At 31.9% G+C, this 17321-nt stretch carries 12 protein-coding genes; 5 read left to right on the forward strand and 7 right to left on the reverse strand.

The features are described from left to right. Nucleotides 1-181: 181 nt before the first annotated feature. Together B0A75_RS19420 and argS are read right to left on the reverse strand one after the other, a co-directional pair. Entirely contained in the window at nucleotides 182-892 is a 711-nt protein-coding gene (locus B0A75_RS19420; RefSeq protein WP_123872417.1) for a hypothetical protein, read from the reverse strand. A 331-nt stretch (nucleotides 893-1223) separates the two neighbouring features. After that, entirely contained in the window at nucleotides 1224-3002 is a 1779-nt protein-coding gene (argS, locus tag B0A75_RS19425; protein ID WP_089055927.1) for an arginine--tRNA ligase, read from the reverse strand. A gap of 324 nt (nucleotides 3003-3326) precedes the next feature. Here argS and B0A75_RS19430 point away from each other — a divergent pair, with 324 nt between their 5' ends. Continuing rightward, nucleotides 3327-5747 (forward strand): TonB-dependent receptor domain-containing protein, encoded by a 2421-nt coding sequence (locus B0A75_RS19430; protein ID WP_089055928.1) that lies wholly within the window; start codon nucleotides 3327-3329, stop codon nucleotides 5745-5747. Nucleotides 5748-5839: 92 nt separating this feature from the next. Here B0A75_RS19430 and B0A75_RS19435 read toward each other — a convergent pair whose 3' ends face one another. Both B0A75_RS19435 and B0A75_RS19440 read right to left on the reverse strand, forming a co-directional pair. Beyond that, entirely contained in the window at nucleotides 5840-6511 is a 672-nt protein-coding gene (locus B0A75_RS19435; RefSeq protein ID WP_089055929.1) for a copper homeostasis protein CutC, read from the reverse strand. Nucleotides 6512-6628: 117 nt separating this feature from the next. After that, nucleotides 6629-7636, reverse strand: a complete 1008-nt coding sequence (locus tag B0A75_RS19440; protein ID WP_089055930.1) for a 3-oxoacyl-ACP synthase III family protein — start codon at nucleotides 7634-7636, stop codon at nucleotides 6629-6631. Nucleotides 7637-7901: 265 nt separating this feature from the next. Between B0A75_RS19440 and B0A75_RS19445 the strand changes: the two genes are divergently transcribed. Continuing rightward, nucleotides 7902-10313 carry a S9 family peptidase gene (locus tag B0A75_RS19445; RefSeq protein ID WP_089055931.1) on the forward strand — a complete coding sequence of 804 codons (2412 nt, stop codon included), beginning with the start codon at nucleotides 7902-7904 and terminating at the stop codon, nucleotides 10311-10313. A gap of 60 nt (nucleotides 10314-10373) precedes the next feature. On the opposite strand, the gene B0A75_RS19450 is transcribed toward B0A75_RS19445, so the two are convergent. The 3 genes from B0A75_RS19450 to B0A75_RS19460 form a co-directional block, all read right to left on the reverse strand. Then, nucleotides 10374-11324 carry an ABC transporter ATP-binding protein gene (locus B0A75_RS19450; RefSeq protein WP_089055932.1) on the reverse strand — a complete coding sequence of 317 codons (951 nt, stop codon included), beginning with the start codon at nucleotides 11322-11324 and terminating at the stop codon, nucleotides 10374-10376. Between the two features lie 105 nt (nucleotides 11325-11429). After that, complete coding sequence (locus B0A75_RS19455; protein WP_089055933.1) at nucleotides 11430-12125, reverse strand: OmpA family protein; 696 nt, start codon at nucleotides 12123-12125, stop codon at nucleotides 11430-11432. Nucleotides 12126-12145: 20 nt separating this feature from the next. Then, nucleotides 12146-12652, reverse strand: coding sequence for a lipocalin family protein (locus B0A75_RS19460; RefSeq protein WP_164973706.1), 507 nt, complete (start codon nucleotides 12650-12652; stop codon nucleotides 12146-12148). 203 nt (nucleotides 12653-12855) lie between these two features. Between B0A75_RS19460 and htpG the strand changes: the two genes are divergently transcribed. The 3 genes from htpG (at nucleotide 12856) to B0A75_RS19475 (ending at nucleotide 16550) form a co-directional block, all read left to right on the forward strand. Further along, nucleotides 12856-14739, forward strand: coding sequence for a molecular chaperone HtpG (gene htpG, locus B0A75_RS19465; protein WP_089055935.1), 1884 nt, complete (start codon nucleotides 12856-12858; stop codon nucleotides 14737-14739). A 118-nt stretch (nucleotides 14740-14857) separates the two neighbouring features. Then, nucleotides 14858-15685 carry a hypothetical protein gene (locus tag B0A75_RS19470; protein WP_089055936.1) on the forward strand — a complete coding sequence of 276 codons (828 nt, stop codon included), beginning with the start codon at nucleotides 14858-14860 and terminating at the stop codon, nucleotides 15683-15685. A gap of 130 nt (nucleotides 15686-15815) precedes the next feature. Then, nucleotides 15816-16550, forward strand: a complete 735-nt coding sequence (locus B0A75_RS19475; protein WP_089055937.1) for a DUF4369 domain-containing protein — start codon at nucleotides 15816-15818, stop codon at nucleotides 16548-16550. The last annotated feature ends 771 nt before the right edge of the window (nucleotides 16551-17321 follow it).

A 17321-nucleotide genomic window follows, 5' to 3' on the forward strand; every position in this document is an offset into this window, starting at 1 on the left:
ATATTTGTTTTTTGGATTTCAGAAACAAATATAACAAAATAAAAGTACTTTCCTACAAAAAATTACTTAAAAAGTAAAATATATCTTATTTAAATATTTGATATAGCAATTATAGAATAAAAAAAGCCAATAGTTTTTCAACTATTGGCTTTTTATAATTTAAAAATGTTGTCGTTAATTATTAACTTGGATCAACACACTCAGAATAAGTTACGATATGTTTAGTCAAATCTGTCCATTTTGGTTCAGGATTATCAGAAATCACTTTTTGACAGCTTCCCCATAATGGTTGAAATTCTTTTTTGTAATCTTTTTTCTTTAATAAAAATGCTGGAGAATCTTTTTTAGCAACATAGTATGATTTTGCATCTCCACCAACAAATTTAACTCCTCCTACTCCTAAAGATGTAGTTTCTTTTGCATAAGGATCGCAGTATACTTTAACATCTTTACTAAATCCAGGATTTAAAAGCTGCATTAATAATTTTGAATTTTTCTTTTTAACTTTTACGTCAGCAGTTTCAAAATAAGCGTAACCTTGGTTTAAGAAATCTTGATTTAATTTCTCATCATTCCACTTTTTAAAATCTTCAAGAAAATTTAGTTTTTTACCTAAATTATCAAGTCCACTTGGCGGTAAATACATAAACTTAATATCTTCTGGTTTTAGTTTGTGTTTTTTTCCAGCTCCATCTTGCAATTTGATGAATTCAATTAATCCTTTATCTCTGTCAATATCTCTAATAGTTCCATTAATTTCAGTTCCGTCAGCTAAAGTTATATAAGCTGTTTTACTGTGTGAAAATCCATAAGATGGGGAAATTAAATTTTGTGCTTTCACTGCAGTAAATGCAACAAAAAGCATCATAAAAAGTAACGGTTTTTTAATCATTGTTTTGGTTTTAGAATTGTGCCTACTCTTACGATTTTCGGCTTCCTCGCTTTATTTTTATAACACAAAAAGAAGATTATCTTCCTAAAAAATATTCGTGTTTTTATTTACAATTGACAATCATTTTCCTACTGTAAACATAATTATAAAAACGATATATACAAGCCATTATTTAGTTTTTTTACACGAAAATTCAGGCATACTATTGATAACATTTCACTAACAATAACTTTAACTTTTCTACACTTTTCAAACACCAACTATTAAATTAATTCAAAAAAAAAGCTGATAATTGTTTCCAATTATCAGCTTTTTAATAGGTTTTATTCAACTACATTCTTTCCGGAACTTCAATTCCTAATAATGTAAATGCAGATTTTATAACTTCGGCAACTTTTTGTGAAAGCTGTACTCTGAATATTTTTTTCGTCAAATCTACTTCACCTAAAATATGAACTGATTGATAAAACGAATTGTATTCTTTTACTAAATCATAGGTATAGTTTGCAATTAATGCCGGGCTGTGATTTTGTGCTGCATTTTGAATTATCTCAGGAAAGAGCTCGATTTGTTTTACGAGTTCTTTTTCTTTTTCGTGCATCTCTTCAATCTGTGATTTAGCCGAAAAATCAAAATCGGCTTTACGAATGATCGATTGGATTCTTGCATAAGTATATTGAATAAACGGACCAGTATTTCCAGCAAAATCAACAGATTCTTCAGGATTAAACAAAATACGTTTTTTAGGATCTACTTTTAAAATATAATACTTTAATGCCCCAAGACCAATTGTTTTATACAATTTAGCTTTCTCCTCATCAGAGTAACTATTTAACTTCCCGAGATCTTCCGAGATCTGTTTTGCGGTATCTGCCATATCCTGCATCAAATCATCTGCATCAACAACAGTTCCTTCACGGCTTTTCATTTTTCCAGAAGGTAAATCAACCATTCCGTATGACAAATGATATAAGCTTGACGCCCAATCAAATCCTAATTTTTTAAGGATTAAAAACAAAACTTTAAAATGATAATCTTGCTCGTTCCCAACGGTATAAACCATTCCGCCAACATCCGGCATATCTTTAACACGTTGAATTGCTGTTCCAATATCTTGCGTCATATAAACGGCAGTTCCATCAGAACGCAATACAATTTTACGATCTAAACCTTCATCTGTCAAATCAATCCAAACAGAACCGTCAGGATCTTTTTCAAAAACGCCTTTATCAAGACCTACTTGAACAACATCTTTCCCTAATAAATAAGTATTGCTTTCGTAATAGTATTTATCAAAGTTAACTCCAAGGTTAGAGTATGTTACAGCAAAACCGTCATAAACCCATTGGTTCATTTTTTTCCAAAGAGCAATAACTTTCTTATCGCCGGCTTCCCATTTTTTAAGCATTTCTTGTGCTTCAATAATAATTGGCGCTTGTTTTTTTGCTTCTTCTTCGGTTTTACCCGTTTCTATTAATTGATTAATTTCTGCTTTGTAAGCTTTATCAAATTCAACGTAATATTTACCAACTAATTTATCTCCTTTTAAATTTGAACTTTCAGGAGTTTCGCCGTTTCCAAATTTCTCCCAAGCCAGCATCGATTTACAGATATGAATTCCACGATCGTTAATGATTTGTGTTTTGTAAACTTTTTTACCTGATGCTTTAATAATTTCAGCCACAGAATATCCTAACAAATTGTTACGTACGTGACCTAAGTGTAAAGGCTTATTTGTATTTGGCGAAGAATACTCAACCATAATTGCCTTATCTTCAGCATTTGGAGTTACATATCCAAATTTAGAATTGTCTTTTATATCATTAAAGAAATTTAAATAATAACTGTCTGATATTACAATATTCAAGAAACCAGAAACCACATTGAAACGAGCAACTTCTGAAACATTTTCAACCAGATAATTTCCAATTTTATTACCTAATTCCGCAGGATTGCTTTTAATAACTTTTACCAAAGGAAAAATCACCATTGTAATATCGCCTTCAAACTCTTTTCTAGTAGTTTGAAATTCGATTTTATCAACTGTAACGTCAAATAATGCTTGTATTGCTTTTTGTATAGAAGGTGTAAGAATTTGTGATAATGACATGTAAACTTATTTTTAAAGTGAGCAAAGATACTGCTTATTCATCAATAACAGAAAATGAATAACATATAAAATACTATATAACTATTAGAATTTCTTAAAACCTACTTCCTTTCAAGTGTTAAAATTATCAAAAAATAAAAACCTTAATCCCTTACAAAACAGAAGCATTCATAAAATCACACATTTTTTTAACTTTTTTTCTGTAACATATCGCTGACTAAAGAGTCTTAATAAGGGACTTCGAATTTATTATGAAAAACAAAAAGAGTAAAATAAACAAAAACAATCACATCATCAATCAATCAAAATAATCATTATCACATTATGAAACTAAAATTCTTTCTGTTGGCATTACTAGGTGTAATCTCGACAGTACAAGCTCAAAATTCAGGAACGGTCTCTGGAAAAATTACTGAAAAATCTAATAACGCACCTATTTCTTATGCTACGGTATCGATTAAAGATAACGGAAAAGTTGTTTCGGGTGTAAACACAGATGACAACGGAGACTTTACTTTTAAAAACTTAGCTTTAAAAAGTTATACAATTGAAATTCAATATATCGGTTTTAGAAAATATATTGGTTCAATCATTTTAAGTGAAAACAAGAAATCTGCAACGGTAAATGTTTCACTTGAAGAAGAAGCAACGCAATTAAAAGGTGTAAACATTGTTGCTGAGCGTTCTACAATCGAACAAAAAATCGACAGAAAAGTAGTTAATGTTGGTAAAGATTTAACAACTGCCGGTGCTTCTGCATCAGATATTATGAACAATATCCCGTCTGTAAATGTAGACCAAGACGGAAAACTTTCACTTCGTGGAAATGATAATGTTCGTGTGTTAATTGACGGAAGACCTTCAAATATTGACCCAGCACAATTGTTAAAACAAATTCCATCAACTTCAATCAAAAAAATTGAATTAATTACAAACCCAAGTGCAAAATACAATCCAGAAGGAATGTCTGGAATCATCAATATCATTTTGCACAAAAATGCAAATACTGGTTTTAACGGAAGCTACAGCGGAGGTATTACTTTTGGAGAAACAGCAAAATACAACCAATCTTTAGATTTAAATTATAAAACTGGAAAAGTAAATTTCTTTGGAAATGTTGGACAAAACTTTGGTAAATATCAAAATGAAGGTTTTATGAGAAGATTAGATCAAGATATTGTACAAAATATCGACGTTCTAAATGATAATGACTCTTATTTGTATAAAATTGGTATGGATTATTTAATTGATGATCATAATACTTTATCTATTTATACCAACCAAAATAAATCAAATGGTAAAGGCTTTGTAAATACTGATATTGATTATAATAACGTAGCGGATTCTGATATTTACAACATTTTTCAGAAATCATCATATTCAGGGCCTGATCAAGTTGGAACTTATAATTTAGCCTACAAACACATCTTTAAAAAAGAAGGACACACTTTAGATTTTGAAGGAAATTATAGTGATAATAAAGAAGACCAATATGCTTCTTTTGATACAAAAACAACTAAACTTGATAATACTTCAAGTAATATTATTTTCAATGATTACATAAAAGGTACACGAAAATTAACCACTTTGAATCTTGATTATGTAAATCCATTAAACGAAAAAACAACACTTGAAGCTGGTGCTGAAGCCAGACTTACTAGAACAGACAACGATTATACAACAGGAAATCCTTTAATGCCAATTGCTGATCGAGTTTCAAATTATACTTACGATACTGATATATACTCAGCGTATGTAACTTTTGGGCAAAAATTTAAAAAATTCAGCTATCAAGTTGGAGCTCGTTTTGAAAGCTATAAAGTAGCCGCTAATTTGAACTATGGTAAAGATAAATTTGATGATGATTATATTACATTATACCCATCTGCTTATTTAACGTATAACTTAAATGAGAAAAACACTTTACAATTTAGTTACAGCCGTCGTGTTGACCGTCCGAGTTTAGAGCAGACAAAACCTATTCGTGAGTTTGCAACTCCATTAGTTACCTCTTTAGGAAATCCTGAACTAAGACCTCAATTCACTAATTCTGTAGAGGTAAACTATACAAAAACACTTGAAAAAGGAAGTTTTACTGCTGGTGTTTTTGTAAGAAGCATTAATGATCAAATTAGTAGAATTTTATATCCAGACCCAGCAGATGCAAGTGGTGAAAAACAAATTATGACTTTTACGAACTACGATAACAATACTGCTTACGGTTTTGAAGCTTCGTTTAATTATAAAATTACAAAATGGTGGGATATTCAACCATCTATTGACTTTTCGAGCATTAACCAAGAAGGAATAGTATTTTTATATGATCCTGTAACCAAAAAAAGTAATCCGCTTGAACGAAAAATTACGGTTGCAGCATTTAATGGTCGTATGAATTCAAACTTTAAAGTAAACAAACGCTTAAGCTTTTTATTATTTGGTTTCTATAGAGGTGCAACAGACGGACTTCAAAACAACAGCCATGAAATGTATAAAATGGACATAGGTTCTCGTTATACTTTATTAAACAACAAAATGAATATAAGTTTACGTTTTAATGACGTTTTCAATACAATGAAATATGCTTTTGATACGATGTATCCTTACCCGCAATTGGGACAATTTACATGGGAAAGCCAAACCGTTTATTTAGGTTTAACGTACAACTTTGGAGGTGCAAAAATTAAAAACTTACAACGTAAACAAAGAGAAGACAATACTAATAAAGGCGGCGGCGGAATGTTCTAATCCCGCTTTTATTAGATCTATTTTAATATTTTTTAAATAATTACTTGTAGAAAAAAAGCCTGAAGTTTGCCAACTTCAGGCTTTTTATTTAGCTACAAAAAGTTTTTTAATTCTTTTACTTCTTCTGGATTTGCAGTTTCTGTATTATCTGTAATTGCCGATGAATGATAAAAAGTCGGCGCTAGTTTATCTTGAAGCAATTTAATATTTGAAGATCGCAATCCACCGCCGGGCATAATTTCAATGCGATCTTTTGCCAGTTTTTGAATCAATACCAAATCAAAAACACCTTCTTCAACATTTTTTCCTCGTCCAGAAGTTAGAATTGTATTAAAACCACACGCAATAACATCTTCAAGCGATTGCTCAAAATCATTGACAACATCAAAAGCACGGTGAAAAGTACACGAAAGTGAACCTGCCAAATTAACCAGCTCTTGATTTTGTTGTTTATTTACACTTCCATCTTCATTCAAAATTCCAAAAACAAAACCGTCAACTCCTAATTTTTTAAACTGTTTTATGTCTTGTTTCATTTCGACAAACTCATCATCGGTATAAACAAAATTTCCTCCTCGTGGTCGTATAATTACATGCATTTTTATGCTCAGTTTTTCACGAACTCTTACTGCTGATATAGTATTTGGAGTTGTTCCGCCAAGCTGCATATTGTCACACAATTCAATTCGGTCAGCACCATTCTCTTGTGCGATTATTGCCGATTCATAATTGAAACAGGCTATTTCTAGTTGATTTTTTTTCATTTTATTTTAAATCTATTTTTCGTCAAAAGAAACCTAACAGGTTTAAATACGCAATTTATAAAAAAACCTGCTCCAAAATGAAGCAGGTTTTCAAAATATAATGCAAGATGAATTAATTTACCATTTGATGATTGCACTAGCCCAAGTAAATCCACTTCCAAAAGCAGCTAAAACTACAGTATCTCCAGATTTAATTTTACCTTGTTCCCAAGCTTCTGTCAAAGCAATTGGAATAGATGCTGCAGTTGTATTTCCGTACTTTTGAATGTTATTATGAACTTGATCGTCTGATAATTTGAATTTATTTTGAATAAATTGTGAAATTCTCAAATTTGCCTGATGCGGAATCAACATATCAATATCTGAAACCTGCAAACCATTTGCTTCTAAACCTTCATTTATTACTTCAGCAAAACGAACTACTGCATTCTTGAATACAAACTGTCCGTTCATATACGGATAATAACTTTCGTCATTCGGATCGTTATCAGCAATAATATCTGTTACCCAACGCGCTCCCATTCCCGGCGCCTGCAAAGCCAATTCTTCAGCATGCTGTCCTTCAGAGTGCAAATGCGTTGATAAAATTCCTTTCGTCAAATCTTCTTCACGACTTAAAACAGCTGCTCCGGCTCCATCTCCAAAAATAACTGAAACTCCGCGTCCGCGGGTTGTCATATCTAATCCTGTCGAATGCACTTCAGAACCTATTACCAAAATATTTTTATACATTCCGGTTTTAATATACTGATCTGCAACCGAAAGAGCATACACAAATCCAGAACATTGATTTCTAACATCTAAAGCTCCTACTGTTCTTAATCCTAAATCACGTTGTACTAAAACTCCAGGTCCTGGAAAATAGTAATCTGGACTTAATGTCGCAAAAACCACAAAATCTATATCTTCTTTGGCTACACCAGAACGCTCAATTGCAATTTTAGCAGCTTTCACTCCCATTGAAGTTGTAGTATCTTCTCCACGAATGATATGTCTTCTTTCCTGAATTCCGGTACGCTCCTGAATCCATTCATCATTGGTATCTATAATCTTAGACAAATCATCATTTGTCACGACATTTGAAGGAACATAATATCCTAAGCCCGCTATTTTTGAATGATACATATTCTTTTATTATTTGTTAAAAATTTAGAATGCAAATTTAAGTATACTTTAAAAAATTAGCATACAAATTAGTCTTTTTTTCGTAATTATCAGTTTAATATCTTTTAATTATAAGACTGTTTAAAAACATTTAATTCTCAATTAAACATCATTTTAAACAAATAACTGAAAAGAATAAAAAATAACCTATAAAATGTAACAAGACTACTGTATCTTAGACAAACATTTTTATGTGTTCTTAATTCAAATCCAAAAAATCCAAATCATGAAATTAAAGGTTACTCTATTCTTACTTTTACACCTTGGTTTATTTTCTTTTGCACAAGAAAATTTAACGTATCAAAAACCCTCTAAATCTATTCTTGATTTAGCTGATTACCAAAGAGCTCCAACCGTATCTATGGATACAAAAAAAGAAAATATGCTCTTATTGTATCGAGATACATACAAAACGCTTGATGATTTAAATCAAGAGGAACTTCGTTTAGCAGGTTTAAGAATCAATCCCATTACTAATATTTCGAGTACTGTTACTTATGTAACCAATTTAAAAGTTAGAAAAATAAGCGGAAAAGATGAAACTCAGGTTTCAGGACTGCCAAACAACCCTAAAATAAGCAATATACTTTGGTCTCCAAATGACAAAAAAGTCTTATTCTCTCACACCACAAACTCTGGTGTTGAACTTTGGGTACTAGATGTTGCAACAGCTCAAGCAAAAAAACTTACTGAAGCAAATGTAAATGCAAATCTTGGAAATCCTTTCAGCTGGTTTTTAGACAATGAAACTATTTTGGTAAAAATGCTGCCAAAAAACAGACAACCTCTTTTAGATTCTAAAAAAGATTTACCAACCGGTCCAATTATCTCTAACACTTCTGGAGAAAAATCTCAAAATAGAACTTATCCTGATATGTTGAAAAACAAAAATGATGAGGCTAATTTTGAAAACATAATTACATCTGAATTATATAAGGTAAAACTAAATGGAGATACCACGTTATATAAAGAGGCGGCTATGTTTGCCGGTGAAAGAATTTCTCCTGATGGTAATTACATAATGCTGACTACTATTCAAAAACCTTTTTCGTATGTAGTTCCATTAAACAGATTTCCATCTAAAACAGTTGTTTATGACGTAAGAGGAAAAGAAATTAAAACGGTTAACGAAGTTCCTTTAAACGAAATCATGCCAAAAGGTTTTATGGCTGTTCGCAAAGGAAAAAGAGAAATGGCATGGAGAAATGACAAACCTGCAACTTTATCTTATGTAGAAGCTTTAGACGAAGGTAACCCAGCAAACAAAGTAGATTTTAGAGATGAAGTTTTTCTTTGGGAAGCTCCATTTACAAATGATGCAACTACATTAGTAAAACTTCCTCAACGCTATGGTTATATTACTTGGGGGAACGATAACATTGCTTTTATTACTGACGAATGGTATGACACTCGTAACACTAAAACATACCTAATCAATCCGTCAAATCCAGGACAGCAGCCAAAAGTAGTTACTGATAGAAACCAACAAGATGTCTATTCAGATCCAGGAGCTTTTGAAACTAAAAAGAATCAATACAATAAACAAGTTTTAGCGATCGAAAAAGACAATGCTTACCGAATTGGTGACGGATATACAAAAGAAGGACAGTTTCCTTTTATTGATGAATTCAATTTAAAAACTTTAAAAACAAAACGTATTTATACTTCTCCTTACAAAGACAAGAAAGAAGATTTAATCGAAATTGAAGACTTCAAAACCGGAAAAGTTTTAGTTCAAATTCAATCTAAGAGTGAATATCCAAATTACTACTTTAGAAATATCAAAAAACAAAACAGTATAACACCTATTACTACTTTTAAAAATCCATTTGAAAGCATTAAAGATGTTAGTAAAGAAGTAATCAAATACAAACGTAAAGATGGATTAGAGCTTTCTGGAACTTTATATCTTCCTGTTGGTTATGACAAAGCTAAAAAAGAGAAAATGCCTTTATTAATCTGGGCTTATCCAGCAGAATACAAAGATAGAAACAGCGCAAGTCAATCAACCCAAAACTCTAACGAATTTACATTTCCATATTATGGATCATTTGTATATTGGGTAACAAAAGGATATGTAGTTCTTGACGATGCTGCTTTTCCAATTATTGGAGAAGGAACGACAGAACCCAATGACAATTTTATATCTCAATTAGTAGACAATGCTGCAGCTGCAATTGATGCCGTTGACGCTTTAGGATATATTGATCGTAAAAAAGTGGCTGTTGGAGGACATTCTTACGGTGCATTTATGACAGCAAATTTATTAACACATTCTAACTTATTTGCGTGCGGAATTGCAAGAAGCGGTGCTTACAACAGAACGCTTACTCCGTTTGGATTTCAAACTGAACAAAGAAACTACTGGGAAGTTCCTGAAGTTTACAATACTATGTCACCGTTTATGAACGCTGATAAAATGAAAACACCGTTATTATTAGTTCACGGTGAAGCAGATAACAATCCTGGAACTTTTACTTTGCAGACTGAGCGTTATTTTCAAGCTTTAAAAGGTTTGGGTGCTCCAGCTAGAATGGTAATTTTACCGAAAGAATCACACAGTTATGTTGCTAAAGAAAACATTCTACACTTACTTTGGGAACAAGATCAATTTTTAGAAAAGTATTTAAAAAAATAAATCGCGATAACCGATTATAAAAACAAACCCGATAGATTTAAATCTATCGGGTTTTATATTTTACAAGTAATTTAAACCAAGAAATATTTCTTGCTCTAACGGGAGATCTATTTCACTTTCAAAAAACACTAATTGCCTTTTATAAACCGTTTCAATTAAAAAATGACTTCCTCTAAAATAAGTTCTTCTAATTTTTACAGGTAGTTTAGATTCCGAAACCATCTTAAACTGGTGTGGATAAACTAATGTTTTATGTGTTTCATCTTCATAAGGAAGCAATAAATGTGTTGCAATTTCATTTACTTCACCAAATAATGAAGCTACATATTTAGTTTCAGGATCCTCGTATATTTTTGTTGGATTGTCTTTTACAATTATTTCTCCGTGACGCATAACAATTGCTTCATCTGCAAATGACAAAGCATCTGTGCTGTCGTGAGTTGCAATAATACAGGTAATTCCTTTTTGTTTTAAATAACGAAATAAATTACGACGCAAAGCATTTTTACGAAAAGCATCGATCTGACTAAACGGTTCGTCTAACAAGATAACTTCAGGTTCTAAAGCCAAAACTCTTACCAAAGCCACTCGCTGCTGCTGACCGCCGCTCAAAAACTTAGCTTTAACATTTGAGAACGATTCCATTTCAACCATCTCTAATAATTCCTGAACACGAAGTTTTTTCATATTAGCAAAACCATTCGACAGAAATTTTCCTACATTTTCAGCCACGGTTTCGTATGGAGATAAGTCAAAATCCTGCGCCAGATATTTCATAAATGGCATACCTGGAATCAAATTATACTTTGGTCCTAAAATTGGTTTTTCACCATAAAACATTTTTCCCTCGTCTAGATTATATAAACCATATATAAGTTTTAACAGCGTGCTTTTACCACAGCCGCTCTCGCCAATAATAGCAATATTCTCGCCTTTGTTTATAGTAAAAGAAACGTCTTTAATAACGGGTTTATCGGTATACGTAAAAGAGATATTCTGAATGTCAAGCATGGGTTGTATTTGAAAGTCCAAATTTACAATGTTTAATTTCTAATGTCAAAAAAAAAGCTGCATCAATTAAGAAACAGCTTTTTTTATATTTTATTTTATCTGAAATTATTTTCCAGCTTCTGCTTTTGCATCGTTAACCATTTTATCGTTTGCGGTAATAGAGAATTCTACACGACGGTTTTGAGCTCTTCCTTCTGGAGTATCATTTGTTGCAATAGGATCAACAATACCTAAACCTGAAGTTTTGAAACGGCTTGATTTTAATCCTTTAGAAACCAAATAAGCTTGTACAGAAGCAGCTCTTTGTCCTGAAAGTGTTAAGTTATATTCTGGTTTACCAGTATTATCTGTATAACCAAAAATCTGAATATCAGTATCGCCATAAGCATTAAACACAGGAACTAATTTATCTAAGTTCGCTTTTGCCTGAGCAGTAAGAGTTGATTTATTAGTATCAAAACGAACAGCATTTTCATTCAAAGTCAAGTGAATTCCTTCACCTACTCTTTCAACATCTGCACCCGGCAAAGCCTGATCGATCTCACGAGCCTGTTTATCCATTTTGTTTCCAATAAGAGCACCAGTTCCACCACCAACAGCAGCTCCAATAGCAGCACCTAAAGCAGCATTACCGCCATGTCCTAAGTTATTCCCTAAAATACCACCAATAAGTCCACCAGCAACTACTCCAATTCCAGCGCCTTTTTGTGTATTATTAGCATTTTGCACTGAGTCGCAGCTTGTAAATAAACTAACTAATACAAGTAAGCTACTTAATCCTAAAACTGTTATCTTTTTCATTTTTTTCCTTTTTTTATATATTAATTAGCTCTCTGAAATTGATAAGTAACATCTGTTACTTGTCCGCCAACATTAATGTTGTCAATTAACTGAAATGAATTATCAGTAAGTCCTGCAACTTTTAGTAAATATCCTGATTTAACATTTTTTGATTTTGTTCCCGGATCAACAATTTTAAGTACAAAAAGTCCTTGATTGTTAATACTCCAAACAATTGGAGAAGTAAAACCTGTACAACTTGGAGACGTTAAAGCCATCGTACCTTTATTATTATTTGAGATAAAACTCCAAGTACTGCCTATAAAACACTTAGAATCTGCAAGATCAAAAGAAGTAACTTTGATATAATCAGAGCCTGGATAAGACACATTAGTAAGTACCCAATTTCCTTTAAGTGCAACTTGAGTCGGTCGATCAAGTTTAGTCGAAAGCGTTGGTGCTTCATTAGAAGAAGCCGTTGTAGACGAAGCTGATTTACACGCAAAAAACGTAGCGGCAACCATGCAAATGAAAATAATTTTCTTCATTTTGTTACATTATTTAAGTTAATACTTACTCGTTTAACAATTATTATACCACAAATATACGATTCGTGCCGACAAAATTTGTTTTAGAATCCATTTATTTTCTTTCAAAATTAACACTTGCGACAATTTGTCACCTTAAAAGCAATTGGTATTTTATTTGACGGAATGAAAATCATCAAGTTAAACTCAAAAAATTAAAAAATATGACAACAGGTAAAATTAATGTTTCGGTAGAAAACATCTTTCCCTTAATCAAAAAGTTTTTATACAGCGATCACGAAATTTTTCTTCGTGAGCTGATTTCAAATGGAACCGATGCCACTTTAAAATTAAAACATCTTATCAGCATCGGCGAAACCAAAGTTGAATACGGAAGTCCAGTTATTGAAATCAAAGTTGATAAAGAAGGAAGAAAAATCCACATTATCGACCAAGGTTTAGGTATGACTGCTGATGAAGTAGAAAAATACATTAATCAAGTTGCTTTTTCAGGAGCCGAAGAATTCTTAGATAAATACAAAGATTCTGCAAAAGATTCTGGAATTATCGGGCATTTTGGTCTTGGTTTTTATTCTGCATTTATGGTTGCAGAAAAAGTAGAAATCATTACTAAATCATATAAAGATGAACCTGCAGCTCACTGGACTTGCGACGGAAGCCCTGAATTTACTTTAGAGCCGGCTGACAAAACTTCACGTGGTACAGAAATCATCCTTCACGTTGCCGAAGATTCTTTAGAATTTTTAGAAGATTCTAAAATCAGCAGCTTATTGAATAAGTATAACAAGTTTATGCCTATTCCAATTAAATTTGGAACAAGAACTGAAACTCTTCCTAAAGCAGAAGATGCTCCAGAAGATTATGTAAATGAAACTGTCGAAATTGACAACATCATTAACAACCCAAATCCAGCTTGGACAAAACAACCATCTGAATTATCTGATGAAGATTATAAAAACTTCTACAGAGAATTGTATCCAATGCAGTTTGAAGAGCCGTTATTCAACATTCACTTAAATGTAGATTATCCGTTTAACCTAACTGGGATTTTATATTTCCCTAAATTAGGTTCTGACATGCAGATTCAAAAAGACAAAATTCAGTTGTACCAAAACCAAGTTTACGTTACTGATAATGTAGAAGGAATTGTACCTGAGTTTTTAACAATGCTTAAAGGTGTAATTGATTCTCCAGATATTCCATTAAACGTTTCTCGTTCAGGTTTACAAGCTGATGGTGCCGTTAAGAAAATTTCAAACTATATCACTCGTAAAGTAGCTGATAAACTGAAAGCTTTATTTAACGAAAACCGTGCTGATTTTGAAGCAAAATGGAACGATATTAAAATTGTTCTAGAGTACGGAATGCTTTCTGAAGATAAATTCTACGAAAAAGCGGGTGCATTTGTTTTGTATCCAACAGTAGATAATACTTATTTTACTTTAGAAGAATTAAAAGAAAAATTAAAAGAGAACCAAACTAATAAAGATGGCAAACTTGTAGTTCTTTATGCAGGAAACAAAGAAGAACAACATTCTTATATTGAAACTGCAAAAGAAAAAGGCTATGAAGTATTACTTTTAGATTCTCCTATTATTTCGCATTTAATTCAAAAAATTGAAAACGACAATACAGATTTAACTTTTGTTCGTGTGGACTCTGATCATATTGATAATTTAATCAAAAAAGATGAAAACACGATTTCAAAATTATCTGACGAAGAAAAAGAAACTTTAAAAACATCTTTAGAAGCTTATATCCCAAAAGCATATAGTGTACAACTTGAAGCTATGGACAGCCAAGCAGCACCATTTATCATTACGCAGCCAGAGTTTATGCGTAGAATGAAAGAAATGAGTCAAAGCGGCGGCGGCGGAATGTTTGGAATGAATAATATGCCAGAAATGTACAACTTAGTTGTAAACACAAATTCTGACTTAGCAACAAGCATCTTAAATACTGAAGATAAAACACATCAAGAGCACTTGGTAAAACAAGCATTAGATTTAGCTAAATTATCGCAAAACCTATTAAAAGGAGAAGCTTTAACCGCTTTTGTAAAAAGAAGTTTCGAAATGATTAAATAATCTTTCCTAAAAAAACTCACTCTAAAATCCTACAGCACAATGCTGTGGGATTTTTTTTTGATGCTTTTTTTTTATTACATTTGAATACCCTATTAATCTAACCTTAAACAAAACTACTATGAAAAAAACTTTTTTTCTATTTACAGTAATCTGCTTTTCTACATTTTTTTACATTTCATGTTCAAGCAATGATGACATCGCAAACCAAACAGACACGAGTGCAGTTGGCGCATCAGTACTAATTGATGCCACCAACGACATGGACATAAAAACCGGATTAGCTGTAACTTCAAATAACAGTTCAACAGGCAAAACCACCGAAAGTGTACCTGTAATTTGCGCCAATGTCGTAACCGAGGTTTCTAATAAAGATTCTTATCCAAAGATTTTTAATATTGATTATGGTACTTCAGGTTGTACAAGCAATCAAATACTTAGAAAAGGAAAATTAAAAATTACTCTTTCTGGTCCAGTAACTGCCACGGGAAGCAAAATGACTATTGAACGAATTGATTATTCCATAAATAACCTCAAACTAGAAGGAACAATTGAATACACAAATACTACCACGGTAGCTACTGTACCGCAATTTAGCCGAAAAGTAATTAATGGCAAACTAACTGATTTAACAGGAAGAGTTTATCTAAACTCAGGTATCGTTACAGTAAAACAAACAGCTGGCGTTGACACTCCATTTGTTCTCGAAGACAACGTTTATGAAATGCCAGAAGGAACACATACTATAACAACTGATAAAGGAGGATCTCTAACATTGACTGTTCAAGAAACTCTAATTAAAAAATACTCTTGCGAGTTTATCTCTAAGGGAAAATTAAAAATTACCGGCGGTTCCTTAAATGGTGTTATTGATTATGGAAATCTAGAGTGTGACACGAAATACACCTACACACATGAAAATGGAACAGCCTACATTTTATCAATGTAAACGATTCATTTTTAAAAATATATACAAATCTCAGTTTAGAAATAAATTGGGATTTTTTTTTATTAAAATTTAATTCCCATTCATTACATTCAAACTATTTTCTTTATTTTGCACCAAAATCTAAAAACTAATGAAAAAATCAATTATTGCCTTTGTTACTCTTGCACTACTTGCATCATGCAGCAAAAAAGAATCTGCTGACAACTTACATATAACTGGAAATATAAAAGGTTTAAAAAGCGGAACCCTTTACATTCAACGATTTGCCGACACATCCCTTGTTGCAATTGACAGCATTAAAATTGATGGAAATTCAGCATTTGAAAGAGATCTAAAATTAGAATCACCAGAAGTATTGTATTTATTTCTAGATCGTGGTACATCAAATTCTTTAGACAATAATATTTTATTTTTTGCAGAACCTGGAAACATCAATATCGAAACGAATCTGGATAATTTCATTGCAAGTGCAAAAATCACTGGATCTAAAAATCAGGAATTATACGAACAGTATCAAAAAATAAACTCTCGTTTTATAGATGAAAACCTTACTATGGTAGCGTCGAAATTCAAAGCTATAAAAAGACAAGATCAAAAAGCAATAGATAGTATAGATGCTAAGCAACAATCAAATATCAAAAGAAAATATTTGTATGCAACAAACTTCGCTATTAACAATAAAGATTACGAAGTAGCACCTTATATTGCTTTAGCCGAAATTTACGATATAAATGTGAAATTTCTTGATACAATTCAAAAAACAATGACTCCAAAAGTAGCAAAATCGCTTTACGGAAAAAAATTAACCAAGTATGTAGCCGAAATCAAAAAGGCAGAACAAAAAACTCCCACAGCAGCAGAATAAACAAAAAAAAAACGTCCCGAAAAATTCAGGACGTTTTTTTTTATACTATAAATCCAAATTTTAGGTTTTTCTTCTTTCTAGATTAATTAAAAAACGCAAATACATCACTACAAAAAATATAGCCAAATATTAAATCATAAATCTTTTGTCTTTTAATACTCGTTGCACAGCAGAATTCCATCTTCTAATATTCAAATAACTTACAATACTTTTGCTAACTTCCTTTGAAGAGGAAAACAAATATCTAATCTCAACAATATCTACAATCCCAATCTACTCAAACAAAAGTCCTTTCAGCAATAAAATAAAAGCTTATAGATGACTTTTTCATTCAAAGATAATATTTCCTTACAAAAGAATAAAAAACAGCTTTAAAACGATAAAACCCCAAAATTAAAAATAATATTTTGGACGTTTCCCTTTCGGCTGAGCTCTTCGTTAAATCTTTTATAGGAGGACTTTTTGTATAATAAAATATTCTCGTTCCCTGCAAAAGGATACCACTTCGATCCCTACCGTTATTTCAGGTAAAATATACATTTTAGTTTCCGAAAGACTCAGAAAACCACAAGAAGACGATGAAGATAATATATTAATTCCCAAAAGCATTAAAGCAAAAAAAATCCTCATCAAATACATGATGAAGATTCTCAAGAGACCCGAGGTCTTTGACTGAACTGGCGAAGCAAAGTCGACGACCTCCGATAGCTATCGAGGCTCCCGCAATACTTCATGTTTTTTGTATTGCATAAAAACAAAAAAAATCCTCAT

This window comes from Flavobacterium oncorhynchi (assembly GCF_002217355.1).
Classification (GTDB): domain Bacteria; phylum Bacteroidota; class Bacteroidia; order Flavobacteriales; family Flavobacteriaceae; genus Flavobacterium; species Flavobacterium oncorhynchi.